Origin of the sequence: Cypionkella sp., assembly GCF_030652235.1 — a bacterium.
In the GTDB taxonomy this organism is placed as follows: domain Bacteria; phylum Pseudomonadota; class Alphaproteobacteria; order Rhodobacterales; family Rhodobacteraceae; genus Cypionkella.
This window is the reverse complement of the sequence record NZ_JAUSBA010000050.1, coordinates 58,518-84,139: the sequence shown is the minus strand read 5'-3', so window position 1 is coordinate 84,139 and position 25,622 is coordinate 58,518. Positions and strand designations below refer to the sequence as shown.

Here is a 25,622-nt window from a genome sequence, read left to right as displayed (position 1 = left end):
TGTGATCCAAGCCGGGCATAATCGGGAGATGAAACATCTTCTCCTTGCCGTGATGCTGTTGCCCGCGCCCGCCTATGCGCAGACCCCGCCGCCGTCTGATGCGGATAGGGGGTTAAGCCTGATGCAGCAGGGCGCAGAGCTGCTGTTCAACCACATGATGGGTCAGGTGGAGCCAAGCCTGCAAGAAATGGCGCAGGCGCTGAAAGAGGCGCAGCCGAAGCTGATGGAAATCCTGGGCATGATGGATGATCTGAAGAACTATCATGCACCGGAAAAGTTGCCGAATGGCGATATTATTCTGCGGCGGAAAACCCCGGCCGAGTTGAAGCTGGAGTCCCTGCCGGGGGCAGAAACAGATCTCTGACTCTTGCCTGTCATCGCTGCTGCCCGCCGTCACACAAGCGTTCCTTGACCCTGCCTTCGAGACGTTGCACTTTGACGCAAAAAAGAAAGAGCAGCATCTTGGCCTCGACCTCCCCGTTCTCGCGCTTTGAATTCATGATTGCCTGGCGCTATTTGCGCGCCAAACGCGCTGAGGGTGGCGTGTCAGTGATGACCTGGATCAGCCTGATCGGCATCACTTTGGCAGTGTTCGCGCTGATCGTGACGCTGGCGGTGCGCTCGGGCTTTCGCACCGAATTGGTATCGACCTTTTTGGGGTCGAACGCGCATGTGACGGTGTATTCGGCGGGGCATATGGATGCCGAGGGCCAGATAGTAAAGGGCTTTGCCGATTACGACGCGATTGCAGCAAAACTGGTGGCGGTGCCCGGTGTGACCGAGGCGGCTCCGCAGATAAAAGGTCAGGTGATGCTGACGGCTGGCGAGGGTTCTAGCGGCGCCGAGGTGTTCGGGCTGCGGCTGGCCGATCTGCGCCAGATTCCGCGTATTGGCGATGGCGCCGATGCTTACGGCAATCTGGACGATTACGACCAAGGCATCGCGATTGGCTCTGGTTTGGCGCGGACTTTGGGCGTGACGGTGGGCGACAAGCTGCGGGTGATCTCGCCTTCGGGGGTGAAATCGCCGTTCGGCTCCAGCCCACGGGTGAACGCTTATCCGGTGGTTTATATCTTCACCTCGGGCAATTATCTGATTGACCAAAGCCGGATGTATATGCCGTTCGCCGAGGCGCAGTCGTTTTTTAACCGTGACAATCTCGCCGATGAGTTTGAGGTGATGGTGCAAGACCCCGAAGCGATCGACAGCTACCGTGATGCGGTGATGGCGGCTGGGGGGCAGGATGCGATGCTATGGACCTGGATGGACAGCGCCGGAAGTTATCTCAACGCTTTGAAAATTGAAGACAATGTGATGTTCCTGATCATGTCGATCCTAGTGCTGATCTCGACGCTGAACATCATTTCCGGCCTGATCATGCTGGTGAAAAATAAGGGCCGCGACATTGGGATTCTGCGTACGATGGGGCTGACCGAGGGCTCGATCCTGCGGATATTCTTCATCTGCGGCGCGTTTACCGGGGTGGTCGGCACGCTGATGGGGGTGGTGATCGGCTGTCTGTTTGCAACCTATATTGATGATGTGGTGGCGCTGATCAATCTGGTGACGGGCGGCGATGTTTGGGATCCGTCGATCCGGGGGATCTATGCGCTGCCTGCTGAATTGAAACTGGGCGATGTCGCCTCGGCGATGGCTTTGTCGTTGGGGCTGTCGTTCATCGTCACGATCTTTCCGGCGCGCCGTGCCGCCCGGATGAACCCGGTGGAGGCGCTGCGCTATGAGTGAGTTTGCGCTGGAACTGGCGGGCATTGAGAAATGCTACAATCGCGGTTTGCCGTCGGAAGTCATGGTGCTGCATGGCGCGACTTTGGAAGTAAAACGTGGCGAGGTGGTGGCTTTGGTTGCCCCGTCGGGGGCGGGCAAATCGACGCTGCTGCATATCGCGGGGCTGCTGGATACGCCGGACGAAGGCTCGGTGGCTTTGGGTGGGCGCAATATGGTCGGGCTGGCGGATAAGGCCCGCACCGAGGCGCGGCGCAATGATGTCGGCTTCATCTACCAGTTTCACCATCTTTTGCCCGAGTTCACCGCGCTTGAAAACGTGGTGATCCCGCAGCTTGCCAATGGTGTTGCAATGGCCGAAGCCGAGGCCCGCGCGCGGGATCTGCTCGCCCATGTTGGCGTTCTGCCGCGCGCCAGCCATCGCCCCGCCGCTTTGTCGGGGGGCGAGCAACAGCGCGTCGCGTTCTGCCGCGCGCTTGCCAATAAGCCAAAACTGCTGCTGGCGGATGAGCCCACCGGCAACCTTGACCCCGGCACCTCGGATCAGGTGTTTGGCGCGCTGATGGCTTTGGTGCGCGAAACCGGGCTTGCTGCCCTGATCGCCACTCATAATTTGGAACTGGCCGCCCGGATGGACCGCGTGGTGCGGCTGGACAAAGGCCGCGTTGTCACCTCCTGATACAGATCAAGGTCTGGCGCTGCCTTTCGGTGCAGGATAGCGCCTGCGAACAGGAGAACATCATGCGAAACTTGCTGCTTGGCGCCGCTTTGGTGCTGTCTGCCTGTGTGGAAACCGGCACGCCGCCCGAGAAAACCACCGGAGCGCAGGATTACAACGATTATTGCGCCGCCTGTCATGGGCCTGCGGGTAAGGGCGATGGCGAGACGGTGGCGGGGCTCGGCAAAAAGCCCGCTGATCTCAGCACTTTGGCTGCCCGCAACAAGGGCGTGTTTCCGACAACCAAGGTGATGGCGCAGATCTGGGGCTATGCGGGCAAGAAGGGCCAAGGGGTGATGCCGGATTTTGCGCCTTTGCTGGAGGGCCACTCTGTGCCCTATGACGGCGGCGATGGCATTGCCACGCCCACCCCGATCCGGCTGGTGGAGCTGGCGGAATACCTTAAGACGCTTCAGGTGAAATAGTGGCGATTGCCTTTGCCTAAGTTCATAGAATTTGATTAAAATTTGCTTTCACGTTGGCATAAATACTCCACGGGGGGCTGGGGGTGTGAAACCCCCTGCCTTAGCCTCAGGCGGTAGCTTTCAGGCCCATTCCCCTTGCCGAAACACCGCCTCCACCGTGCCATCCGCGCCGATACCGTCGATATCCACCAGACCCGAGCCGATCATCCAATCGACATGGATCATGCTGGCATTGCCGCCTTGGGCAGCAATCTGCTCTGGCGACAGCGTTGCACCCTCCATGAAACACTTGGCATAGCACTGGCCCAAAGCGATGTGGCAGGCGGCGTTTTCATCAAAGAGCGTGTTGTAAAACAACAGCCCCGATTGCGAGATCGGCGAGCCATGCGGCACCAGTGCCACCTCGCCCAACCGCCGCGCGCCCTCGTCGGAATCAATCAGCTTTTGCAAAACCGCCTCGCCTTTGGTGGCTTTGGCTTCCACAATCCGCCCCGCGTCAAAGCGCACTTGGATATTCTCAATCAAGGTGCCCTGATGCGCCAAGGGCTTGGTTGCGCTGACGAATCCCTCAACCCGCAGGGCGTGCGGTGTGGTGAACACTTCCTCGGTCGGGATATTGGGGTTGCAGGTCACGCCGTTTTTCGCAGTGGATGCCCCGCCTTGCCATTCATGGCCTTCGGCCAGACCGACCGTCAGATCGGTGCCCGGCCCGGTAAAGCGCAGCGCCGCAAAGCGCTTGCCGTTCAGCCATTTGGTCCGCGTGCGTAGGGTGGCGTTATGGTTGCGCCATGCCGCCACCGGATCGAGCTGATCGACGCGCGAGGCTGCGAAAATCGCCTCTGCCAGCCGATGCACCGCAGCATCGGCGCTCAGCTCGGGGAAGATTTGCCGCGCCCAAGCTTCGCCGGGGTAAGAACAAATCGACCAGTTGATATCAAAGCCTGCGATCTTCGCCAAAGCCGGTTGATAGGCCAAAGAATTCGCCTTGCCCGCGCGGGCGACGCGGGCGGCGTCTTCATTGGCCAGTAGCATTGGATTGTCGCCAACAATCGCCATCCGGGCGGCACCGTTGGCAAAAGCCTCGGCCATGCCATTGTACAGCCAGTTCGGCGCTGCATCAAAACTGGCCTCAACGCCATGCTGGTAGCGTGCCAAAGCAATCGCCTCATCGGCAAAAAGCGGCGTCACCACACCCGCGCCCGCGCGGTAGGCCGCAGCCACGATCAGTCGGACAAGGGGCAGCGCGGTCATCGGGGCGGTCAGAATCAGATCCTGCCCCGGTTGCAGCGCCACGCCGACATGCACCGCCACCTCCGCCAGTTTCGCAAGTTTCACCGGATCAATCGCGGGGGTCATAGCAGCCATCCTTTACCTGTTTGCGACGGACCATAGCCGCAGGCAGGGCAGGGTCAACCGTTTGAGACGAATCTGTGGCCCGCGTTGACTGGCATCTTGCGCGGCGGTTCGGAATTTGTCAGACATTTTAAATTGACCCAGCGTCGCTCTGACGCCAGGAGTCAAAATGCACCGGGCAGACCCGGGCATTCTGCCAATGAAAAGCCCTAAACTGGGCGTCAACAAGGAGGAATAGATGCGACAGTTCCTGTAACTCGCTGGGGCGCTGGTGACAGCCACGCTGCTTGCGACGCCGCCGATCGCAGCGCAAACCACTATATAGTTCGGGGGATAGCAGCTCTGGCGCACATATGAATTAAATGAAGACCGTCTACGCTTGCGCGGGCAACCCTGAGATCATCCAACTACTGCTGACCAGTTTCGACAACGACTATGTGCTGAACCCGATGGCAGCCGAGTCGTGGACACAATCGAACGATGGCCTGACCTGGACCTTCAAGCTGCGTAGCGGTTTGGTGTGGGCAGATGGCGAGCCGTTGCGCGCCTTCGATTACATTTTCGCGCTGCAACGCGCCGCCACCACCGGCTATGATTTCGCTTGGTATTGGGGCTATGCGGGCGGCATTGGGAATTGGGATGCGGTGACCAAGGGCGAAAAAGATGTCTCTGCTTTGGGCATCAAAGCGGGGGATGATCTGACGATTGAAGTCAAAACTGCAGCGCCGAATCCCTATCTGCCCAGCGTGGTTTCGCTGTGGTACCCGGTGCCGAAACACGTCTGGGACAAGCTGGGCGACGATTGTGCCGTCAATGTCGAAACCCTCGTGTCCTCGGGCCCGTTCATTGTCGAATGGTGGGAGAAATCCAACAACAAGATGGTTCTGGTGAAGAACCCGACCTACACCGGGCCATGGCAGCCCCAGGTGGATCGGTTGGAGATTGACCCGTCCTTGGACGCGCCAGAGGTCGGTTTGCCCGCCTTCATGGCAGGCGAGGCGGATCTTTCCTACCTGAACGCGGGCCAAATTCCCTTTGTGGAGCAATGCTTTCCGAGCCAGGTCGCTAAGAATGCGGTGTTCGCTACCACCTATATCTCGTTCGGGCTTGATCTGCCGCCCTTCGACAATATCAACTTCCGCCGCGCGTTTCAGGCCGCGATCACCGCGCAAGCCGTCTTTGATCCTGAAAAAGCCAAGAAATGCATGGTAGACGCGGGTTATCCCAATGGCCAAGGCTTTCCAGAGGTTGAGATTTGGTATCGCGATCAGGGCGGCGATAATGGCGCGATCTCGGGGCCGATGCTGCAATATCTGCAAGCGTAGTCCAAAGATATTCTGGGAATTACCATGAATATCAAGGTTATGCCGACCAAACACTGGATGGCGGGCATGATGGAGAAGAAGAGCAACCTGTTCCTCGCGCCCTATGATACGACGATCTCGACCCGTCGAACTTCTTCGGCATCTTCTTCAATGGCGGCCGTCAAGACCACCATCTGCAAGCCTATGATGATCTGGTCGCCAAGGCTGACAGCGCCCCAAAATGGGAGGATGGCGAGACGCTCTATGAACAGGCTGAACAAGTGCTGATCGACAATGCCTCGTTCGTGCGCTGGTGCATCCGATCACCAACGCGGTGGTGTCGGCGGATATGAAAGGCGACGGCACCAAGCCGAACAAGCTGGGCTTTGCGCCTTTGCGGCAGTTGGGGCTGTATTTCTGCACGCATGTGTCGAAATAACTCCCCATGCCCCCCGGTTTACTCCGGGGGGCTTTCATCGGAGCGCGTATGGCCCTGCTGGATATCGAAAATCTGACCGTTAGCTTTCCGCAACACGATGGCGTCGTGCAAACGGTGCGTGGGGTATCCTTGCGGGTGGCAGCGAGGTAAGGACTTGGAATCGTATGCGAATCTGGCTCGGGCAAGTCTGTCACCTGCATGGCAGCTTTATGTTTGCTCCGTGAACCACCCTCGCGGATCGTTGCAGATCGGTTGGATCTCGGCGGCGTCGATATGCTGCGGGCAGGGCGCGCGCAACTGGCAGCAGTGCGAGGCCGGATTGCCGCGATGATGTTTCAAGACCCGATGACGGCGTTTGATCCGGTGTTCACCATTGGCTATCAGATCGTGGAAACCATACGCGCGCATCGGGATGTGTCGAAATTGGTGGCATCGGCGGAGGCCACCGCCCTTCTGGCGTGGGTGGAGATTAAGAACCCCGAAGCCATTCTGAACAGCTATCCGCACCAGCTATCGGGGGGCATGTTGCAGCGTGCGATGATTGCGATGGCGCTGTCCTGTCGCCCAAAAATCCTGTTCGCCGACGAGCCGACAACGGCGCTGGATGTGACCATTCAGGCGCAGATCTTGCACCTGATCAAGCAGTTGCAAGCCGAGTTGGGCATGGCGCTGATCATGGTGATCACCATGATGTTTTGCATCGCCTATCTGATTTTCGACATTATTTATGCGCTGCTCCATCCCCGCATCCGGTTCGGAGACGGCAAATGAGCGCGCCAAAACCCCGCAGCCCGCTCTATTTCGCATGGCGGCGTTTTGACGATAACAAAGCGGCACTGGTCGCTGGAGTGTTCCTGCTGCTGATCATCCTGATGGCGATTTTCGCGCCGCTGATCAGCAAAACTGGCTACGCCGATCAAAAAAAATCCTCACCCAAGCCTATGCCTTCCCGCAGGCCGAATTCTGGTTCGGCGTTGATGATCTGGGGCGCGATTTCTTCACCCGCATCGTCTGTGGCGCAAGGGTTTCGCTGACCATCGGCTTCACGGCAGCCGCGTTTTCGCTGATCATCGGCATCCCGTTGGGGCCATCGCGGGCTATTATGGTGGCCGCGCCGATTGGTGCGTCATGCGGTTGATCGAGGTGTTCTCGGTGGTGCCGCCCCTGTTGGCCGCGATGCTGCTGGGGGCATTAACCAACGGCGGTTTTGCCACCATCGTGTTGATCGCGGCGTTGTTTGGCTGGGTGCAGGTGTGTTTGCTGGTGCGCACGCAAGTCAAAGCTATCGCGCAGAAAGAGTTCGTGCGCTCCGCACACGCCTTATGTGCCACCCCCGGCTATATCATCGTCCGCTACCTGATCCGCAATGCGATCTCGCCGATCATCGTCGGTTTTGTGCTGGCGATTCTGCTGGCGATGATGCTGGAGGCTTCCTTGAGTTTCCTTGGCATCGGCGTGCCACCGCCGATCCCAAGCTGGGGCCAGATGATCAATGTGGGGATGAATCTCATATATTTTTACGGGCGCTTGGCGGTGTTTCCCACCGCAGCCCTTGCCATCACCGTACTTGCGACCACCCTCTTTGGTGATGGTTTGCGCGACGCACTTGATCCGACCATGAAAGGGCGCTGAATTGCAAAACCTTGATGTCTTCTTCCTGTTGCGCCCCGACGTGATCTTCCTGAACCACGGCTCTTTCGGGGCCTGCCCGCGCCCGGTGTTTGAAGCCTATCAGCGCTGGCAGTTGCAGTTGGAAATCCAGCCCGCCGCCTTTCTGGACCCGGCGCGTGGGCTTTCCGGCTGGATGCGCGATGCCCGTACGGCGATGGCCGCGATGTTGGGCACCTCCGCGGAAAACATCGTCGGATTGACCAACGCCACCTATGCGTTGAACATCGTGGCGCAATCGCTTGACCTGAAACCCGGTGATGAAATCCTGACCACAGATCACGAATATGCCGCGTTAGAAAAGACATGGTCCTACGTCTGCCGTAACACGGGCGCGGTGATCAAAGTGGTCGAAGTCGCACTGCCGCTCACAGATGAGCCGCAGTTCACTGCGGCCATCCTCGCAGGCTTTACCGATAAAACCCGCGTGCTGTTTCTGTCGCATATCACCTCGGCCACCGCCTTGGTGTTCCGATTGAACACGCGGTTGCCGAGGCCCGCAAGCGCGGCATCTATACCGTGATCGACGGCGCGCATACGCCGGGGCACATACCGCTGAACCTCGACGCGCTGGATGCCGATTTCTACGCGGGCAACTGCCACAAATGGATCATGGCCCCGAAGGGTTCGGCTTTTCTGTATGTGCGCCCCGAACGGCAAGCGATGCTAAACCCGTTGGTGATCAGCCACGGCTGGACGGAAGACGCCAAACTGCCCGGCACCAAGGGGGTGTTCGGCAATTCGCCGTTCATCGACGGGCTGGAAATGCAGGGCACCCGCGACCCTTCGGCTTGGCTGACCGTGCCCGCCGCCCTGCAATTTCGCAAAGATCACGATTGGGATAAGGTCGCCGAAAGCTGCCGCCAACTGGCGCAAGACACCGCTGCACGGGTGCGCCAGATCACGCATCTGCCTGCGCTGAGCCCCCCGGAATTCTGCGCCCGGCAAATGGTGTCAATGCCCGTTCCACGCTGCGATCCAAGCTTGCTGAAAACCCGGCTTTACGACGACTACCACATCGAAATCCCCTGCTTTGATTGGCAAGATCACACCATCGTGCGGGTTTCAGTGCAGGGCTATAACACTAAGTCGCAGATGGATGATCTGGTAACAGCCTTGACAGAATTGTTGCCACAGTTATCTGGCAATACTTAGGAATGCGCGCCCGGCGCACCGGAGAGATCATGTCGCGTGCCGCCATTCGCTACTTAGAGCCGATTGAGACCGCCGCGCGTGGGGTGGCGGTGTTGGACGCTTTGGCCGATATGATCGAACGGGCAGGCATGCAAGTCGGTGACCGTCTGCCGCCTGAGGTGTCGATTGCCGCCGCATTGGGGGTCGGGCGCTCGACCCTCCGCGAGGCTTTGAACCGCTGGGAAGGTTTGGGGATCATCCGCCGCCGCCGCGGTGACGGTACTTATCTCACCGCGAAAGTGCAAACCTCGCAGGGCCCACTGCCGACGATGATCCAGCTTGAGGACGAGGCGATCTTGCGGCTTTTGGACATGCGGCGGGTGATCGAGTCCGGCACGGTGCGGCGGGCGGCGCAAAATGCGACCCTTGTGCAACGCCAGCAGATCAGCCGCTTGTGCGATGTGTTGTCTCTGATTGTCGATACGGGCGAGTCCTACCGCGCTGCTGATATGGCGTTTCACAGCGCGATCTGTGACGCCACGGGCAATCCGATGTTCGGCCAAGTGCTGGCCCGGATGGATGACGCGCTGGAGCGTTCCGCCGAATCGCCATTTTCAGTACCGGGTTTTGGTCTGGCGAGCTTCCCGCCGCACCGCGATCTGGCCAATGCCATCGTCGCAGGCGATCCTGATGCGGCCGAAGTGGCGATCAACAGCATCCTCGATTCCGTCGAATCCGAGATCAGGCATATCATCGCGCCAACAGATAACGCCTAAAACTTATCTAAAATTGTCATCCACTGTGCTCAAATATCCTCTGGGTCCGGGGGGCGAGCCCCCGGCCATCAGCCGCCATTACGCCGCTTGATACCGCGCATACCCCAAATCCGCCGTCTCAATCTCCGCCGACTTGCCGGAGATCAGATCCGCCAACACCCGCCCCGAGCCTGCCGCCATGGTCCAACCCAATGTGCCATGCCCGGTGTTCAGGAACAGATTGCTGATCGGCGAGCGGCCCAGAATCGGCGTGCCATCTGGCGTCATTGGCCGCAGCCCGCACCAGAACGTCGCGCGCGATTGATCGCCCGCGCCGCCGAACAGGTCCTCGACCGAATGTACCAAAGTCTGGCGGCGTTTGGCGTGCAGGGTCATGTCGAAGCCCGCAATCTCGGCCATACCGCCGACCCTGATCCGATCTCCCAATCGGGTGATCGCGATCTTATAAGTTTCATCCATCACGGTTGATTCGGGCGCGCGGGCCGCATCGATGATTGGCACGGTGATCGAATAGCCCTTCACCGGATAGACTGGCAGCTTGATGCCCAAAGGCCGTGCCAAGATCGGCGAATACGACCCCAAAGCCAGCACAAAGCCATCCGCCATCAGCCGACCTTCAGAGGTATGCACCGCCGCAATGCGCCCGCCCGCAGCCTCCAGCCGATCAATCCGCACGCCGTAGCGGAAGCTCACGCCTGCCGCGATGGCCATATCTTGCAGGGCATTGGTAAACTTAAAGCAATCGCCAGTCTCATCGCCTGGCAGCAGCAAACCGCCTTTAATCGCGTCACGGCGCGCGGCCAGACCGGGCTCGGCCTTGATGCAGCCATCGGCATCCAACACCTCAAACGGCACGCCGTCAGCCTTTAACACCTTGATATCTTTATAGGCACCATCGACCTGCTTTTGGGTGCGGAACAGTTGCAACGTGCCTTGCATCCGCTGGTCATAAGAAATCCCGGTGTCACGGCGCAGATCCATCAGGCAATCTCGGCTGTATTCGGCCAGACGCACCATCCGGCTTTTGTTCACGCCATAGGCGGCGCTGGTGCAGTTCAGCAGCATCCGCATCACCCAAGTTACCTTCGCCAGATCGGGCATAGGCTGAATGATCAGCGGCGCATGGCGCATGAACAGCCATTTCATCGCTTTGACGGGAATACCGGGCGCAGCCCAAGGGCTGGCATAGCCGGGGCTGATCTCGCCTGCGTTGGCGAAAGAGGTCTCCAAAGCCGGGCCGGGCTGGCGGTCGATCACCGTCACCTCATGCCCGGCTTTCGCCAGATACCACGCCGAGGTGACGCCAATGACGCCCGCGCCAAGAATGATAATCTTCATCTGCAATCCTTGATTGTACCGACCCTGCTGATGCAGTTCAGCATAAAGCAAAGCTTTGAGAGGAGTTTGAAAAGTTGTCGAGGTTTTTTGGAAATATACGAAGATTATTCTAACTTTCAGCGATATGATAAAATAATAGGCGAAATATAAACCGGTATTCCGCACGACACACCGAAACCTGATAGCGTTTTCTCTGGTGCCAGTCGCTGCAGCACAGCGCGAAGTCGCCACCAGCCTGCCCGATTTGCAAGCATCTGCCCGGACAAAACCCAAATCGCGCGGTTTCTTGATCCGCCAATCAACAACTGTTGTTGACACAATCCCCCTGCTCCGGAGTAGGCTTTGCGCGTGGCTTTTACCGGTTGTTATGAAACTGTCTTGCGGTAAGAGTTTCTAAAACAAGATGCGAAAAGCATCTGCTGCCATCCGCTAAAAAGCGAATCAACACTAGGGAGACTTCTGTGAAAAAACAAATCGCACTGAACCGCCGCAGCTTTCTAAAGTCGTCGGCCGTTGGCGTGGGCGCGTTGGCGGCCCCCGCGATCATTTCCTCCAAGGCGCTGGCCTCGTCGGGCGAGTTGAACTTCACCGGGTGGGCTGGCTATGACAAACTGGCGGCCGAGGTGATCCCGGCGTTCACCGCTGCCACCGGCATCAAGGTGAATTTCAAAGAACTTCCCGACCAAGACACCATGTTTGGCGAAGCCAAGGTCGCGCTGGAAGCGGGCGGCATGGATATGACCGAACCGACCATCGAGCGTGTCGGCGCATGGAACTCCAACGGCCTTCTGGGCGCTTGGGATCCGGCGAAACTGGCGATGGACAATTATCTGCCCGGTCTGGCTGATGGCTCGGCGGGCGAGCGGTCTCGCATCGACGGCAATCTAATGTATGTGCCGTCGAACTGGGGCACTGAATCGCTGGTTTACAACAAAGAAACCGCGAAACTGGGCGAGCCGCCGACCTTGGGCGCTTTGTTCGATCCGGCCAACCAAGTTGTGCTGCGTCCGCATTCCTCGCTGGCGGCAATGGGCCGGTGGCTGGATGCACAAGGCAAACTGCCGTTCCCGTGGATTGAGGGCTATTCCGATATGGCCAAGATGACCCAGCTGTGGGACATCGCTTTGGCTGAAGCCATCAAGACCAAGGGCAACATCGTGCAGTGGTGGACGGGTGAAAATGAAGCCAACGCAGGCTTCACCGCCAATGGCGCAACCGTCGGTCTGTGCTGGGATTCGACTGGCTTCAACCTGCGCAATGATGGCTATGGTTATATGGCACCGGTTGAGGGCGCATTTGCGTGGCACCAAGGCTTCGTGCTGCTGAAAAACGCGGTGAACGTCGATCAGGCGCATGAATTTGCCAAATGGGTATCCACCGCTGAAGGTGCGTCGATGTGGGCAACGGCCTTCTCGTCGAACCCGGTTGGCAAGGGCGCATCCGATCTGATGGACCCCGATGTCGCGGCTTACTACAAAGGCACCTTCAACGACGAAGCGTTGGCGAAACTGTGGTGGTGGCCAAACCAGTCGGCAGAATTCCTGACCAAACGGGCGGAATATGCTGACAAGTTCAAGGCCGCGTAAGCCTTTTGCCTGACGAACACGCCGGGTCCGCAGGGGCCCGGCGTTGATATTTTCTACGCTGCCAATGGCCCTTGCGGCCTCATAACAAAAACATATCAGGGGGAAAGACGATCCATGAGTGCTGGGATTGATCTTCAAAATGTCAGCTGCGATTTCGGCAGCTTCCGCGCGGTTGATAACGCCAATGTCTCGATCAAACCGGGCGAGTTCTTTTCCTTTTTGGGGCCATCCGGCTGCGGCAAGACCACGATTTTGCGGATGATTTCCGGCTTTATCGAACCGACGCAGGGTACGATCTGCATCGGCGGTAAGGATATGAAGGGTCAACGCCCGAACCAGCGCCCGACCGCGCTGATCTTCCAGAACCTGGCACTGTTTCCGCTGATGCCGATTTGGGAGAATATCTCGTTCGGGCTTGAAGTGCGTGGCGTCGACAAAGCCACCCGCCGCGCCAAGGCGCAGGCCTTGCTGGAAATGGTCGATCTGCCGGGTGCTGCTGATAAAATGATCAGCCAGTTGTCCGGCGGCCAGAAACAGCGCGTCGCCATCGCCCGCGCCTTGGCGGTTGAGCCCGCCGTGATGCTGCTTGATGAACCGCTGTCGGCGCTCGACCTCAAACTCCGCCAACATATGCGCGCCGAACTGCGCGCCATCCAAAAGCGCACTGAAGTGACCTTCATCTATATCACTCACGACCAAGGCGAAGCGCTTGCGATGTCCGACAGGGTAGGGGTGATGAGCCAGGGCCGCATCCAACAAGTCGCCGACCCGCGTGAGATTTACAACAACCCGGTCAACGGCTTTGTTGCGTCTTTTGTCGGCGAAAACAATATCTTCGCGGGTTCTGTCAGCAACCCCTCGGGCGGCATGGCGGGCTTTGATACCGCCCTAGGCCCGTTCCGCGCACGTCTGGGTGAACTCGCCAAAGGCAACAGCATCAAACTCTACGTCCGCCCCGAACACACGATTTTGTCGGAAACAGCGGCTGCGGAAAACTCGATCCCCGTGACGGTGTCGGAAGTGTCGTTCGAGGGCGCCTTCATCGCCGTCCATGCCCAAACCACCACCGGCCAGATCATCGTCGCCGAAGTGCGCAACGACGGCTCGGCCACCGTGCCCGAGATCGGCGCCACCCGGTTTGCACATTTCAACGCCGCTCATGCCTCAATCCTGCCTGACTCGACTGTGGTGGCGTAAATGGGAGATATGATCCGCCGCTACGGACCCGGCCTGACCCTTCTTGTCTGCCTGCTCACCGCGTTCTGGCTGGTGATGCTGGTGATCGTGCCGAACATCACTTTGCTGGAAAGCTCGTTCCGTCCCTATCTGCCCGTCGTCGATATAGGCGGGCCGAAAGACCTCTACACCGCGGCCAACTACATGAAAGTGTTCAACGGCGCGATTGAGGTATCGCCGTTTGGCTTCAGCTTTCAAATTCCGGTGCATGTGCTGACGTTCTCACTCACCATCTTCTACTCCGTTGTGGTGACGCTGATATGCTTCGCTTTGGCCTATCCTTTGGCCTATTTCATGGCAAAAATCCTCTCGCCGCGTTCCCTGCCCACCATGTTCCTGCTGCTGTTCGTGCCCCTATGGGTGTCCGAGGTTCTGCGCGCCTTTGCATGGTGGATCATCCTAGCCCTGAAGGGCCCGCTGTCTTGGATATTGATCCAACTGCATCTGATCGACCACGAAGTGCGCTGGATCGTCGGCTATAACGGCGTGATGATCGGCCTTGTCTACACCTATGTGCTGTTCATGATCTTCCCGGTCTACAACGCGATTTCCTCGCTCGATTCCAACCAGATCGAAGCCGCTGAAGATCTTGGCGCACCGTGGTGGCGCATCCATTGGCGCATCGTTTTACCGCACGCAAAACCCGGCATCGCATCGGGCGCTGTGATGGTGTTCATGCTGTCTGCAGGCTCGCTGTTGGTGCCGTCGATCTTAGGCTCAACCACCTCGCAATGGTTCACCCAGACCGTGCAGCAATGGATGCTCGACGCACTCGACTGGAATACCGCCGCCGCCTACGCCTTCCTCTTGCTGGTGATGTGCACTTTGTTTGTCAGCTTGGTGATGAAGATCTTCCGCGTCAAACTTTCTGACATCGCGAATTGAGGGGGGTAAGACCATGTATAAAATCCGTCAAACTCTTGCCCGCGTTTATGCTGGCGCGTTCATCTTTTACATGTTGATCCCTTTGGTGATCATGGGGGCGGCCGCGTTCAACGACAATAAAACCCCGTCTATCGTGCCGTGGAAAGGCTTTACTTGGAAATGGTTTGAAGCCCTTTGGGCCGATGACCGGATGTGGCACGCTTTCCAGAACACCATTTTCGTCGCCATCGCGGTGGCGTTGATTTCGGTGATCGTCGGCACCGCAGCAGCAATCCTGATCAACTCGGTTTCGGGCAATCTGCGCGCGGTTTTGTATGGCACGATGATCTCAACCATCCTGATCCCCGGCGCTGTGATCGGGATTTCCACCATGATCATGTGGACCAAGATGGGGGGGCTGTTGTTTGGCGCTGACAAGCCGTTTCCGTTCATTCCGGGCCTGCATTTGTCGGTGCTGGGACAGGTCAGCTATATCGCGGCCATCGTGATGCTACTGGTGCTGGCCCGCCTGCAAAGTTTCGATCAAGGGCTAGAGGAGGCCGCGCTTGATCTGGGTGCCACCCACGGCCAGGTTATGCGCCGCATCCTGCTGCCGCATCTTTATCCCGCCATCGGGGCAGGGGCGGCGGTGGCATTCTTCCAGTCGATTGAAAACTTCAACGTCACGCAATTCACCCGCGGCGGGGCTGACACCCTGACGGTCTATGTGTTCTCCAAGGTGCGATCCGGCATCACGCCGACGATCAACGCATTGGCCTTGATGCTGATCCTTGTCACCCTGTCGATGGCGGTACTGTATGAGATAAAACGCCGCCGCAACGCGAACGTCGAGGCCGCGCGTGAGGCAGAAGCCCGCCGCGCCGCCGCCTTGGAAGAAGCTGTTATTTAACGACAAAGGCCCGGAGCGATCCGGGCCTTTGTCATTCTCGTAGGGTGGGGTTCCACCCCACCGCCACCACAAACCGCCTTAGAAAAACGCCTGCAGCCCGGTCACAGCCCGCCCCAAGATCAGCGCATGCACGTCATGCGTACCCTCATATGTGTTTACCGTCTCAAGGTTCACCATATGCCGCATGATCTGGTAATCTTCCTGAATGCCATTGCCGCCATGCATATCCCGCGCCCATCTTGCGGCGTCGAGGGCCTTGCCGCAGTTGTTGCGCTTGATGATCGAGATCATCTCAGGTGCCGCATTGGCCTCATCCAGCAGCCGCCCGACGCGCAAAGATGCCTGCATGCCAAGGCTGATTTCCGTCAACATATTCGCCAGCTTCAATTGATAAAGCTGGGTCTGCGCCAAAGGCTTGCCAAACTGCTTGCGGTCCAGCCCGTACTGCCGTGCCGCCCCCATGCAGAACTCCGCCGCGCCCAACACGCCCCAGGAAATCCCGTAGCGCGCCCGGTTCAGACAGCCAAACGGCCCCTTCAGCCCCTCGACATGCGGCAGCAGCGCATCTTCGCCGACTTCCACATCCTTCATAACAATCTCGCCGGTCACCGAAGCCCGGAGGGAGAGTTTGCCGCCGATCTTCGGCGCAGATAGCCCCTTCATGCCCTTTTCCAGCACAAAGCCCTTAATCTTGCCGCCATGCGCTTCGGATTTTGCCCAAACCACGAACACATCGGCAATCGGTGCGTTGGAAATCCACATCTTCGCGCCGTTCAAAACGTAGCCATTGGCGGTTTTCTTCGCCACGGTTTTCATGCCCGCAGGGTCAGATCCAGCGTCCGGTTCGGTCAGGCCAAAACAACCAATCCATTCCCCCGATGACAGCTTCGGTAGATATTTCATCCGCTGCGCCTCGGTGCCGTAGGCGTAGATCGGATACATCACCAAGCTGGATTGCACCGACATCATGCTGCGATAGCCCGAATCCACCCGCTCAACTTCCCGCGCGATCAGCCCGTAAGCCACATAAGACGCGCCCAGCCCGCCGTATTGCTCGGGAACAGTGACGCCCAAAAGCCCCATCTCACCCATTTCGCGGAAGATCGCCGGATCGGTGGATTCCTCGCGGTAGGCCGCAATCACCCGCGGTTGCAGCTTTTCCTGCGCATAGGCCCGCGCCCCATCGCGCAACATGCGTTCTTCCTCGGTCAACTGGTCTTCCATACGGAACGGGTCTTGCCAATCAAACCGCGCCAGATCGGGCGCGTCTTTGGCTTTCAGCTTGGGTCTGTCGGTCATGGCGCATCTCCTATGGTTTTGCCGATTATATTGCACAGCCCAGCCAAAACACCTAACAAGGTTCTCGCAACAAAACATGAGGAAACCTCATATGCTCTCGCGCCGCTATCTGCCCTCGATGCCGTCCTTGCTGGCCCTAGAGGCCGTCGAGCGTCTCGGCTCCGCCTCTGCCGCAGCCGAGGAATTGAACCTGACGCAAAGTGCGATTTCGCGGCAGTTGCAGGTGCTTGAGGGCCAGTTGGGCTTAGGCCTGATCATCCGCGACAAGCACCGCCTAAGGCTGACCCCTGCGGCGCAAGACTATTGCCGCGAGATCCGCCGCGCCCTGCAAGCGCTAAACCAAGCCAGCCTCACGCTGCGCGCCAATCCCAACGGCGGGACGCTCAATCTGGCGATTCTTCCTGCCTTTGGCATGCATTGGCTCGCCCCCCGCCTCGCCCGTTTCGCCGCGCAACATCCTGAAGTCACGGTGAATCTGTCGACCCGCCTGCAACCCTTCGACTTTGCCATCAGCCATTTCGACGCTGCCATCCATTACGGTCGACAAGATTGGTCGGGCGTCGATTACCTGCCCTTGATGGCGGAAGACTTGCTTGCCGTATCCTCCGCCGGCCTGCTGAAAACGCCGCTCGCCTCCGCTGATGACATTCTCTCATACCCCCTACTGCAACTCGAAAGCCGCACCGGCGATTGGGGCCGCTGGCTGGCACATCATGGCACCCCGAACCAGCGCCCGCCCGCCATGCTGTTCGACCAATTTGCCACCATGACCCAAGGAGCCATCCACGGCCTTGGCGTGGCTTTGCTGCCGCTGTTCCTGATCGAGCGCGAACTGACGGAGAACCGCCTGACGCCGGTTTTCGGCCCCGCCATCCCGTCGCTTGGCAGCTATTATCTGGTCTGGCCGAAAGACGCCGTCCCGCGCGCGCCGCTCGCTTCCTTCCGCAACTGGATTGCCGCCGAGCGCGACGCCTAAAATTAAACGCGAAGCATCATCCTCCGCGGTCAATTGTCCTCAGAGGGTGAGCGCGCAGGCCGAGGCGGGCGGAAGCCCCCCTTGCTTTTGATCAAACGCCCCGGCATCTTGCCGCAAACAAAGGGGCCCAGCATGCAACCTAACCACATCGGAGACGTGTCGTTCTGGTACGCCGACATCGGCCTGCCCAAAACCCGCCGCGCCAGCTTGACCGAAAATACCACAGCTGATGTGGCGATCATCGGCGCGGGCTTTACCGGCCTCTGGACCGCCTATTATCTGAAAAAGGCAAATCCAGCGCTGAATGTGCTGGTGATTGAGAAAGAATTCGCAGGTTTTGGTGCATCGGGGCGTAACGGTGGTTGGTGCATGGGCACCTTCGCGTGGAACCACGAGGCCTATGCCCGCGCCACCAGCCGTGAGGCGGTGCTTGAAATGGTTGAAGAACTCGAAACCACCGTGCCCGAGATCACCCGCGTCTGCGCCGAGGAAGGCATCGACGCTGATATTATCCCCTCGGAAGAATTGATGATCGCCACCAACCCCGCGCAATTGGCACGGATGCACGATTCCATCACACATCACAAACTCTGGGGCAATGCCCACCGCGTCCGTGAACTTTCCGCCGCTGAGGTCAAACAGCGGATCACCGTGCCCAATGTGCTGGGTGCGATGGTCGTCTCTGGCATGGCGCGGATACAGCCCGCCAAGCTGGTGCGCGGTTTGGCCGAGGCTTGCGAGCGGCTGGGCGTGCGCATCGCCGAGGCAACTGAGGTGCTTTCCTACGATCAAGGCGAAATCATCACGCCCAAAGCAGTGATCAAAGCGCCGATCATCCTGCGCTGCACCGAAGGCTTCACCGCCACTCTGGCCGGCCATAAACGCGAATGGCTGCCGCTGAACTCGGCGCAGATCGCCACCGTTCCCTTGCCCCCCGAGGTCTGGGAGAAGATCGGCTGGAACGGCCACGAGTTGATCGGCGACATGAACAACGCCTATTGCTACTGCCAGCGCACCCGCGAAGGGCGCATCACCGTCGGCGCGCGCGGCGTGCCTTATAAGTATGCGTCGCAAATGGATAATAACGGCGAACCGGACGCCGAGACCATCCGTAGGCTGACCGAAACCCTGCACACGCATTTCCCCGAAGCGGCCGCCTATCCCATCGACCACGCCTGGTGCGGCGTCATCGCTGTGCCGCGCGACTGGTGCGCGACGGTGGGGCTAGACCGCAAAACTGGCCTCGGCTGGGCTGGCGGCTATGTCGGCACGGGGGTTTCCACCGCCAATCTTGCAGGCCGCACTTTGGCCGATCTTGCGCTAGGTCGCGACACCAAAATCGCGAAATTCCCTTGGGTCAACCGCCGGGTGCGGCAATGGGAGCCTGAACCCTTCCGCTGGTTCGGCGTGCATCTGATGTACAAACTTTTGCGCATAGCCGATCAGCGCGAAGCCAAACTCGGCATCCCACCGTCAAAATTCGCAGCCTTTGGCAACTGGCTGACCGGGCGGCACTAGCCGCCCAGAGCCGACCAGATCTAAACCAAATTTGCGCGGAAAAACGCCAAGGTCCGATCCCAAGCCAATTCCGCTGCCGCCTTGTCATAGCGCGGCGTGGAATCGTTGTGGAAGCCATGGTTGACGCCCGGATAAATGAACGCCTCATACTTGGTCCCGGCCTGTTTCAGCGCAACCTCGTAGGCGGGCCAACCTTCATTCACCCGGGTGTCCAATTCGGCATAATGCAGCAATAACGGGCAGTTGATCTTTGCGACATCATCGGCCTTCGGCTGCATGCCGTAGAACGGCACAGCGCCGCCCAATTCAGGATAAGCCACCGCGGCCGCGTTAGACACCCCACCGCCATAGCAAAACCCGGTGATGCCGACGCGGCCCGTGGAGCCTTCATGCGCCATCATCCATTCAATCGCCGCGAAGAAATCATTCATCAGTTTGGTCGGATCGACCGATGATTGCAGCGCCTTGCCGTCCTCGTCATTGCCCGGATAGCCGCCGACGCTGCTTAGCCCATCCGGGGCCAAAGCCAAAAATCCAGCCTTGGCCAGCCGCCGCGCCACATCCTCGATATAGGGGTTCAGCCCGCGATTTTCATGCACCACCACCACGGCGGGCAGTTTTCCCACCGCAGCCGCAGGCTTGACCAGATAGCCCCGCACATCGCCATTGCCGTTCGGCGAAGGGTAGGTGACATAATCGCCCACAATATCGGGGTCATTAAAGCTGACCTGCTCGGCCAAAGCATAGTTCGGCGACATAAAGCCCAAAAGCGCCGCCGCCGTCAGGCCGCCCACGGTGAATTTGCCAGCTTTCTCCAGAAATTCGCGCTTCGAGATCCGGCCATGCGCGTAGAAATCATAAAGCTCCAGCAGCTTCGGGCTGAAATCCTTTGCGGTCATTCGGGTCATTGTACGCTCCATGGTTGTAAAGACAAAAGTCTAGGACACACCGCCCGTCCGCCCATTCACGCTTGCGTTATCCGCGCGGTTTTGGCGGGATCGCGCCAATTTTCCTAAGATTGTTATCCTCCACGCGCAAATATCCAGGGGTAAGCTCGCAGGGCTAGGGCTAGCCCCTCTGCGGCATCACACCCTCTCGCCCTGCCGCAAAACCTGCGCCACAGTTTTCATGTGCAAACCGCTGACCTTTTCCCAGCCCGCTCAATCACCGCTTGGCGGGCAAAAACCTGATCGTGTGCGACGGTGCATGCGTGTTCTGCTCGACCTTCTTCCGCTTCATGCTATGCACACGACTGTGCGCAGAAGTTCCACTATGCCACCGCGCAAAGTCCGCTCGGCCGAGCACTTTACACCATCCTGAACCTGCCGCTGACAGATTTTGAAACTAATCTCGTGATCATCAACGGCGAGATCCACCAGCGTCTCGATGCCTTCGCCGCCGCGATGGCGGAACTGCCAAGCCCTTGGCGCTGCGCCCGCATCACACGATACCTTCCGAAAGTGCTGAAAGACGCGGTCTACAAACCGATCGCGCGCAATCGCTACCGCATCCTTGGCCGCGACGACACTCGCCTGATCCCGGACGCGGCCCAGAAAACCCGGGTTTTAGACCTGACCTGAGTCCTGCCCGCCACACCTTGCACCTATATGCAGTATCCGCGATCAGCCCCCTAGGCGAAGGCTAGGCAATGGCGCTAGGGTCTGTGGATAACTCGGCAGGATAGCCGGGGCCGAGGCAGTCACAAATAACAAGCAAGGAGGGAGCCTATGCGCTGCCCATTCTGCGGAAACGTCGATACGCAAGTCAAGGATAGCCGCCCTGCGGAGGATCACGTCTCGATCCGCCGCCGTCGGTTTTGCCCGGCCTGCGGTGGGCGTTTTACCACCTACGAACGCGTGCAGTTGCGCGATCTGGTCGTCGTAAAAACCTCTGGCAAGCGCGAGGATTTCGACCGCACCAAGCTGGAACGCTCGATCCGCATCGCAATGCAGAAACGCCCGATTGATCCCGAACGGATTGATCAGATGATTTCCGGTATTGTGCGCCGTCTCGAATCCTTGGGCGATACCGACATTTCTTCGAAGGTGATCGGTGAGATCGTGATGGAATCTTTAGCGCGCATCGACACCGTCGCTTATGTCCGGTTTGCCAGTGTTTACAAGAACTTCCAGGCCGCCGATGATTTCGACCGCTTCGTGTCCGAGCTCCGCCCCGGCACCGCTGCGGACGAGTGAGCGACGCAGACCATATGGCCCATGCCCTGCGCATTGCTGCGCGGGGCTTGGGTCGCACTTGGCCCAATCCGGCGGTCGGCTGCGTGATCGACCGTAGTGGCATTATCGTCGGGCGCGGCTGGACACAGCCCGGAGGACGCCCGCATGCCGAGGTGATGGCGCTGCGCCAAGCCGGGCCCGCAGCGCGCGGCGCCACGGCTTACGTCACCCTGGAACCCTGCGCGCATCACGGTAAAACCCCGCCCTGTGCCGAAGCTTTGATCGCCGCAGGTGTGGCGCGCGTGGTCTCTGCCCTGCAAGACCCCGACCCGCGTGTATCGGGCAAAGGCCATGCCATGCTCCGCGCCGCTGGCATTGACGTAACGGAAAACATTCTGCAAGCCGAGGCCGCCCGCGCCAATGCAGGCTTTCTCAAGCGCGTCACCCAAGGCTTGCCCTTTGTCACCCTGAAACTCGCCACAACTCTGGATGGCCGTATCGCAACCGCCACGGGAGAATCCCGCTGGATCACCGGGCCCGCATCGCGCCGCGCGGTACACGCCATGCGCCTGAACCACGATGCCGTGCTGATCGGCTCTGGCACCGCCCGCGCCGATGATCCCGATCTGACGGTGCGCGAGCTTGGGGCCACGCATCAGCCGATCCGCATCGTGATGGACAGTCGCCTCAGCCACAGCCCTGAAAGCCGCTTGGGTCAAACCGCCAAAACCTCCCCGGTCTGGCTGCTGCATGGCCCCTATGCCCCGCAGGAAAACCGCGAGGCTTGGGCAGGGCAGGGCGCGATCCTGCTGGAAACCGCCTGCGAAAACGCAACCATAAACCCCCACGCCGCGCTGCAAACCCTTGCCAACCAAGGCCTGACCCGGATTTTCTGCGAAGGCGGCGGCACGCTCGCAGCCGCGCTGATCCGCGCCAATCTTGTGGATGATCTGGCGCTGTTCACCGCAGGCGCGCTAATCGGCTGTGACGGCAAAGCCAGCCTCGCCGCCCTCAACCTTACCGCCCTGAAAGACGCCCCGCGCCTGACCCTGCGCGAAACAAAAACCATAGGACCAGACGCCTACAGCCTCTGGTCCTTCTAATGGCCCAATTTCTTAACTATTCACATTGGCAAAAATACTTCCGCCGAAGGTGCATGTTTCAACACGCGCTTCCAGAGAAAATCCTCACCAACTGCCGGTATTGCCCATGCTAGCCCAAGGCTCCGCCGCAGCCAACGACTCCCCCTTCTGCAAAATCTCGATCGAGACGTTATCCGGGGATCTCACAAACGCCATATGCCCATCGCGCGGCGGACGGTTGATCAGCACACCATTGGCCGCCAAATGCGCGCAAGTGGCGTAGATATCGTCCACCTCATAGGCCAAATGCCCAAAATGCCGCGAATCCGACGGCAATCCCGCATCACCATCCCAATTATAGGTCAACTCCACCGGGCAATCCGGCTGCCCCGGAGGTGCCATGAACACCAGCGTAAACCGCCCCTTGTCATTGGTATAGCGCTTGGTCTCCTCCAACCCCAGCAGGCGATAGAACGCCATCGAAGCGTCAAGATCCAGCACCCGGACCATCGTGTGTAAATAGCGAATTGTCATGCGCAGCTCCTGTGTTGGCGTTCAACTTAGCAGGCAAACCGGGAAAGGCGAGGGGTTAGAAGGCTGATTGTATGCCCAGAGTGATGCCAAGGTTGCGCCGCTCATTTTGGGCGGTATTCGATTGCACCTGCGTCACCTGCATCGTCACAACGGGCGAAAACCCCATATACTCAATATTCTGGAAACCAACCTGCAACTGCGCGGTCAGCTTGTCATCCTCGCGCCCACCGATAACATACCGCGAGTCGGCAAACACCTGCTGTGTCAGATCCAACCCACCTGACAAGATCAGCCCCGCCACAGGCTTGGTTTTTTTCCACCCCAGCGACAGTGTCACCGCATCATTGCGCACCTCAGCCGAATCGGAAGTGGTCTGCGCCCCCTCGACCTCAACCGACAGACGATTTGCCCCCAAAGCAAAGGTGTAACCCACCGAGGCGGTAATCCGATCTGACGACTGGATAGGCCGATCCAGCCGTGCGGTATGATCGCCCGAAAGGCCAAAGCTGAGACTGGAGCCATGCGCCAATTTGTGGTCCAAGCCCAGCGAGAGGCGCAGATAATTCGACAGATCATCGCCGCCATACCAGTTATGTCCTGCCGTGCCCGTAACATGCAGCACATTCTGTGCTGCAGGGTCCAAGCCGCGATGATGCGCCATCCCGAACTCCAGCGCGGTATAGGTGTAGTCCTGCGCGTGTGCATCTGGTGCCTTATCCTTGGCATCGCCAGACAGCGCCACGCCCTGCGACATGAGCCCGATCCTCGCTTCGGTCTGACGATTCGGGGCGGTTGGTGAAAACCGATATTTGCCTGTCAGACCAAGGCCGAATTGAAATCCTGACAGCGCCTGTTGGTCAGGGGGGATATCAAACAGAATCGGCAGGCCGCCAATGCTCATGAAGCTGTTGCTGCTGCCATTATTCACATTTGACGACGGCGAAGCCGAGGCGTCGAGCTGGAAAACCCAAGGATTACGCGACTTCACATAGCCAAAATCACGCCGCGCGATCGCATAGGCGCGGGCGTTGGGCGCGACTTCTGCCGCACGCCGCAACCATAACTGCGCCGCCGTGCGCCTGCCCTCGGTCGACAACACCTGCGCCATCGCCATTGCGGCCCCATAGCGACCGTTATCGCTGTGCGCATACTTCCAAGCAAATCTCGCCGCCACTTGCGCCTCTTCGGTGCGGCCCAGGGCGCGCAAAGCTTGCGCGCGGATCGCCAGTGCCGTGCTGTCCTTTGTGTCGCGTTGCAGCAGTAGATCGGTGTAAACGAAGGCCTGCTCTGCAAAGCCCGCCGTCACCGCCTCGAACGCCAGTTGCCGCATGGCCTCGACGCCCAGAGTGACCGGCTTCGCCTGCGCAGCCATCGGGCTGATCAGACTGGCCGCGATCAGCAGGGCTCTGGCAAGGCGGTGCATTGGGCTTACCGATACAGGATAAATCCGCCGGTCTCACGCACGGTGACGCCCTCAAGCCGGGGATCTTCCGCTTCGACCACGATGATGCCAACCACTTCGCCCGCGTTCAGATTTTCACCATTTGTGATCAGCGCGTAGTATTTTCCGGACTCAAAAGTCTGCACACCACTGCCGTCGACATAATGACTGCTCAAATTGCCCGCGATTTCGCCTGCCGATTTGTCGCCGCCATTCAGCACGCCAGGCCCGACTGCGAAAACCAAGGTCGGCAATTCGGTCAGCGGAGTTGTCGGGTCAAGGTTGTCGTTCATCGCCGTGATCACGCTGCCGGTGATGTCATTGCCATTCGAGTCAAGGATCGCGCGGTTGAACACTTGGCCCTGCACCGCTGCCCCATCGTTGAAATCGTTGAAGTCGATCGCCACCTGCATGTCACCCGTGGCATATTCCAACCCGGCAGTGCCGTCGAAATCGCGCAACGCCGCATATTTTCCCTGATAGCCGGCCTGCCCTGAACTCGGCAACGTCACCCCACGATCGCGCTGATAGACAAACCCGCCAAAGCCGTAAGGGATATACGCCCCAGTGCGCACAACGGCAAAACTGGTGCGCCCGCTGGACGAAATGCCATAGATCGCGCGATGCGCAAACTGGTTGATCACGGTCCCGGTAGCAGGGTCGGTAAAGGTGTTATCGCCTTCGTAGACCTTGAAAGGCCCAAGTGAGGCCACAGCTGTGCCGCGCTGGTAAACGTTGCCGCCGTCAAAACCCAAGCCATCCACATCAAACGTATCGTCAGCAGCGTTGTACTTGAAGCCTTCCGCATAACCGTTACCGGTAGAGGTGTCTTTCACCTCGACGCGCCGGATCGCAGATTTGGCCGTGCCATCCGTCGTGCCACCGGTGCCGGTGGGAGGAACACCTGTGCTCGGATCATCCGGCAAGAATGGGTTGCCGTCACAAGCTGCCAAAGTCAGTGCCGCAGCAAACAGCAGATAAATCGGTTTCATCAACAGTCCCAACCTCACGAAAATCACATCAACTTTGCGTGCAAAACCCTTGAAAGTCAAAAAGGATTCGATTTTGACATCCAATCTTTCACCGCTGTGCCCGCCCGGCATC

Annotated in this window: 29 protein-coding genes; 22 read left to right on the top strand and 7 right to left on the bottom strand. The window is 59.1% G+C overall.

The window, feature by feature from the left end; all coding sequences use genetic code 11:
- Positions 1-28: 28 nt before the first annotated feature.
- The 4 genes from Q7V03_RS17740 to Q7V03_RS17725 all read left to right on the top strand — a co-directional run bounded on the left by Q7V03_RS17740 (position 29) and on the right by Q7V03_RS17725 (position 2,886).
- Complete coding sequence (locus Q7V03_RS17740) at positions 29-364, top strand: AAA+ family ATPase (protein WP_304926920.1); 336 nt, start codon at positions 29-31, stop codon at positions 362-364.
- 95 nt (positions 365-459) lie between these two features.
- Positions 460-1,746, top strand: a complete 1,287-nt coding sequence (locus tag Q7V03_RS17735) for a lipoprotein-releasing ABC transporter permease subunit (RefSeq protein WP_370651163.1) — start codon at positions 460-462, stop codon at positions 1,744-1,746.
- Positions 1,739-2,422 (top strand): ABC transporter ATP-binding protein, encoded by a 684-nt coding sequence (locus Q7V03_RS17730; RefSeq protein ID WP_304926919.1) that lies wholly within the window; start codon positions 1,739-1,741, stop codon positions 2,420-2,422. The genes Q7V03_RS17735 and Q7V03_RS17730 overlap by 8 nt, the downstream gene beginning before the upstream one ends.
- Before the next feature lie 62 nt (positions 2,423-2,484).
- On the top strand, positions 2,485-2,886 hold the full coding sequence (locus Q7V03_RS17725) for a c-type cytochrome (protein WP_304926918.1): 402 nt from the start codon (positions 2,485-2,487) through the stop codon (positions 2,884-2,886).
- A gap of 120 nt (positions 2,887-3,006) precedes the next feature.
- On the opposite strand, the gene Q7V03_RS17720 is transcribed toward Q7V03_RS17725, so the two are convergent.
- Positions 3,007-4,251: an aminopeptidase gene (locus Q7V03_RS17720; RefSeq protein WP_370651160.1), complete on the bottom strand. Its 1,245-nt coding sequence runs from the start codon at positions 4,249-4,251 to the stop codon at positions 3,007-3,009.
- 350 nt (positions 4,252-4,601) lie between these two features.
- Here Q7V03_RS17720 and Q7V03_RS17715 point away from each other — a divergent pair, with 350 nt between their 5' ends.
- The 9 genes from Q7V03_RS17715 (at position 4,602) to Q7V03_RS17675 (ending at position 9,560) form a co-directional block, all read left to right on the top strand.
- Positions 4,602-5,564 carry an ABC transporter substrate-binding protein gene (locus Q7V03_RS17715; RefSeq protein ID WP_304926916.1) on the top strand — a complete coding sequence of 321 codons (963 nt, stop codon included), beginning with the start codon at positions 4,602-4,604 and terminating at the stop codon, positions 5,562-5,564.
- 24 nt (positions 5,565-5,588) lie between these two features.
- Positions 5,589-5,831: a hypothetical protein gene (locus tag Q7V03_RS17710; protein ID WP_304926915.1), complete on the top strand. Its 243-nt coding sequence runs from the start codon at positions 5,589-5,591 to the stop codon at positions 5,829-5,831.
- Between the two features lie 25 nt (positions 5,832-5,856).
- The gene (locus Q7V03_RS17705; protein WP_304926914.1) at positions 5,857-5,982 is read left to right on the top strand and encodes a hypothetical protein; all 126 of its coding nucleotides are present in this window, start codon (positions 5,857-5,859) and stop codon (positions 5,980-5,982) included.
- Positions 5,983-6,141: 159 nt separating this feature from the next.
- Positions 6,142-6,753: an ATP-binding cassette domain-containing protein gene (locus Q7V03_RS17700; RefSeq protein ID WP_304926943.1), complete on the top strand. Its 612-nt coding sequence runs from the start codon at positions 6,142-6,144 to the stop codon at positions 6,751-6,753.
- Positions 6,750-7,016, top strand: a complete 267-nt coding sequence (locus Q7V03_RS17695; protein ID WP_304926913.1) for a hypothetical protein — start codon at positions 6,750-6,752, stop codon at positions 7,014-7,016. Before Q7V03_RS17700 ends, Q7V03_RS17695 begins: the two co-directional genes overlap by 4 nt.
- Complete coding sequence (locus Q7V03_RS17690; RefSeq protein ID WP_370651162.1) at positions 6,994-7,614, top strand: ABC transporter permease; 621 nt, start codon at positions 6,994-6,996, stop codon at positions 7,612-7,614. The genes Q7V03_RS17695 and Q7V03_RS17690 overlap by 23 nt, the downstream gene beginning before the upstream one ends.
- A 1-nt stretch (position 7,615) precedes the next feature.
- Positions 7,616-8,173: an aminotransferase class V-fold PLP-dependent enzyme gene (locus tag Q7V03_RS17685; RefSeq protein ID WP_304926912.1), complete on the top strand. Its 558-nt coding sequence runs from the start codon at positions 7,616-7,618 to the stop codon at positions 8,171-8,173.
- Positions 8,170-8,805: an aminotransferase class V-fold PLP-dependent enzyme gene (locus Q7V03_RS17680; protein ID WP_304926911.1), complete on the top strand. Its 636-nt coding sequence runs from the start codon at positions 8,170-8,172 to the stop codon at positions 8,803-8,805. Before Q7V03_RS17685 ends, Q7V03_RS17680 begins: the two co-directional genes overlap by 4 nt.
- A gap of 29 nt (positions 8,806-8,834) precedes the next feature.
- Entirely contained in the window at positions 8,835-9,560 is a 726-nt protein-coding gene (locus tag Q7V03_RS17675; protein WP_304926910.1) for a FadR/GntR family transcriptional regulator, read from the top strand.
- A gap of 78 nt (positions 9,561-9,638) precedes the next feature.
- Here Q7V03_RS17675 and Q7V03_RS17670 read toward each other — a convergent pair whose 3' ends face one another.
- Entirely contained in the window at positions 9,639-10,934 is a 1,296-nt protein-coding gene (locus tag Q7V03_RS17670; protein ID WP_304926941.1) for a D-amino acid dehydrogenase, read from the bottom strand.
- A gap of 425 nt (positions 10,935-11,359) precedes the next feature.
- Here Q7V03_RS17670 and Q7V03_RS17665 point away from each other — a divergent pair, with 425 nt between their 5' ends.
- From Q7V03_RS17665 to Q7V03_RS17650, 4 genes are all read left to right on the top strand, one after another.
- Positions 11,360-12,484, top strand: a complete 1,125-nt coding sequence (locus tag Q7V03_RS17665; protein ID WP_304926909.1) for an extracellular solute-binding protein — start codon at positions 11,360-11,362, stop codon at positions 12,482-12,484.
- A 114-nt stretch (positions 12,485-12,598) separates the two neighbouring features.
- Positions 12,599-13,681 carry an ABC transporter ATP-binding protein gene (locus Q7V03_RS17660; RefSeq protein WP_304926908.1) on the top strand — a complete coding sequence of 361 codons (1,083 nt, stop codon included), beginning with the start codon at positions 12,599-12,601 and terminating at the stop codon, positions 13,679-13,681.
- Complete coding sequence (locus Q7V03_RS17655) at positions 13,682-14,605, top strand: ABC transporter permease (protein WP_304926907.1); 924 nt, start codon at positions 13,682-13,684, stop codon at positions 14,603-14,605.
- A gap of 13 nt (positions 14,606-14,618) precedes the next feature.
- Positions 14,619-15,494: an ABC transporter permease gene (locus Q7V03_RS17650; protein WP_304926906.1), complete on the top strand. Its 876-nt coding sequence runs from the start codon at positions 14,619-14,621 to the stop codon at positions 15,492-15,494.
- A gap of 78 nt (positions 15,495-15,572) precedes the next feature.
- Here Q7V03_RS17650 and Q7V03_RS17645 read toward each other — a convergent pair whose 3' ends face one another.
- Entirely contained in the window at positions 15,573-16,793 is a 1,221-nt protein-coding gene (locus Q7V03_RS17645; RefSeq protein ID WP_304926905.1) for an acyl-CoA dehydrogenase, read from the bottom strand.
- Between the two features lie 91 nt (positions 16,794-16,884).
- Here Q7V03_RS17645 and Q7V03_RS17640 point away from each other — a divergent pair, with 91 nt between their 5' ends.
- Both Q7V03_RS17640 and Q7V03_RS17635 read left to right on the top strand, forming a co-directional pair.
- Positions 16,885-17,769, top strand: a complete 885-nt coding sequence (locus Q7V03_RS17640; RefSeq protein WP_304926904.1) for a LysR substrate-binding domain-containing protein — start codon at positions 16,885-16,887, stop codon at positions 17,767-17,769.
- A 132-nt stretch (positions 17,770-17,901) separates the two neighbouring features.
- Positions 17,902-19,287 carry an FAD-binding oxidoreductase gene (locus Q7V03_RS17635; RefSeq protein WP_304926903.1) on the top strand — a complete coding sequence of 462 codons (1,386 nt, stop codon included), beginning with the start codon at positions 17,902-17,904 and terminating at the stop codon, positions 19,285-19,287.
- 20 nt (positions 19,288-19,307) lie between these two features.
- On the opposite strand, the gene yghX is transcribed toward Q7V03_RS17635, so the two are convergent.
- On the bottom strand, positions 19,308-20,195 hold the full coding sequence (yghX, locus tag Q7V03_RS17630; protein WP_304926902.1) for a YghX family hydrolase: 888 nt from the start codon (positions 20,193-20,195) through the stop codon (positions 19,308-19,310).
- A 294-nt stretch (positions 20,196-20,489) separates the two neighbouring features.
- On the opposite strand from yghX, the gene Q7V03_RS17625 reads away from it, so the two are divergent.
- The 3 genes from Q7V03_RS17625 (at position 20,490) to ribD (ending at position 22,564) form a co-directional block, all read left to right on the top strand.
- A complete protein-coding gene (locus tag Q7V03_RS17625) occupies positions 20,490-20,867 on the top strand; it encodes a thiol-disulfide oxidoreductase DCC family protein (RefSeq protein WP_304926901.1) in 378 nt (125 codons plus the stop codon).
- 147 nt (positions 20,868-21,014) lie between these two features.
- The gene (nrdR, locus tag Q7V03_RS17620) at positions 21,015-21,482 is read left to right on the top strand and encodes a transcriptional regulator NrdR (protein WP_054008026.1); all 468 of its coding nucleotides are present in this window, start codon (positions 21,015-21,017) and stop codon (positions 21,480-21,482) included.
- Positions 21,483-21,496: 14 nt separating this feature from the next.
- On the top strand, positions 21,497-22,564 hold the full coding sequence (gene ribD / locus Q7V03_RS17615) for a bifunctional diaminohydroxyphosphoribosylaminopyrimidine deaminase/5-amino-6-(5-phosphoribosylamino)uracil reductase RibD (protein ID WP_304926940.1): 1,068 nt from the start codon (positions 21,497-21,499) through the stop codon (positions 22,562-22,564).
- Positions 22,565-22,648: 84 nt separating this feature from the next.
- Here ribD and Q7V03_RS17610 read toward each other — a convergent pair whose 3' ends face one another.
- Genes Q7V03_RS17610 through Q7V03_RS17600 form a run of 3 tightly spaced genes read right to left on the bottom strand, consistent with a single transcriptional unit; the run spans position 22,649 to position 25,510 of the window.
- Complete coding sequence (locus tag Q7V03_RS17610) at positions 22,649-23,077, bottom strand: VOC family protein (protein WP_304926900.1); 429 nt, start codon at positions 23,075-23,077, stop codon at positions 22,649-22,651.
- Between the two features lie 55 nt (positions 23,078-23,132).
- On the bottom strand, positions 23,133-24,500 hold the full coding sequence (locus Q7V03_RS17605) for a hypothetical protein (protein WP_304926899.1): 1,368 nt from the start codon (positions 24,498-24,500) through the stop codon (positions 23,133-23,135).
- 5 nt (positions 24,501-24,505) lie between these two features.
- Positions 24,506-25,510: a hypothetical protein gene (locus Q7V03_RS17600; RefSeq protein ID WP_304926898.1), complete on the bottom strand. Its 1,005-nt coding sequence runs from the start codon at positions 25,508-25,510 to the stop codon at positions 24,506-24,508.
- Between the last annotated feature and the right edge of the window lie 112 nt (positions 25,511-25,622).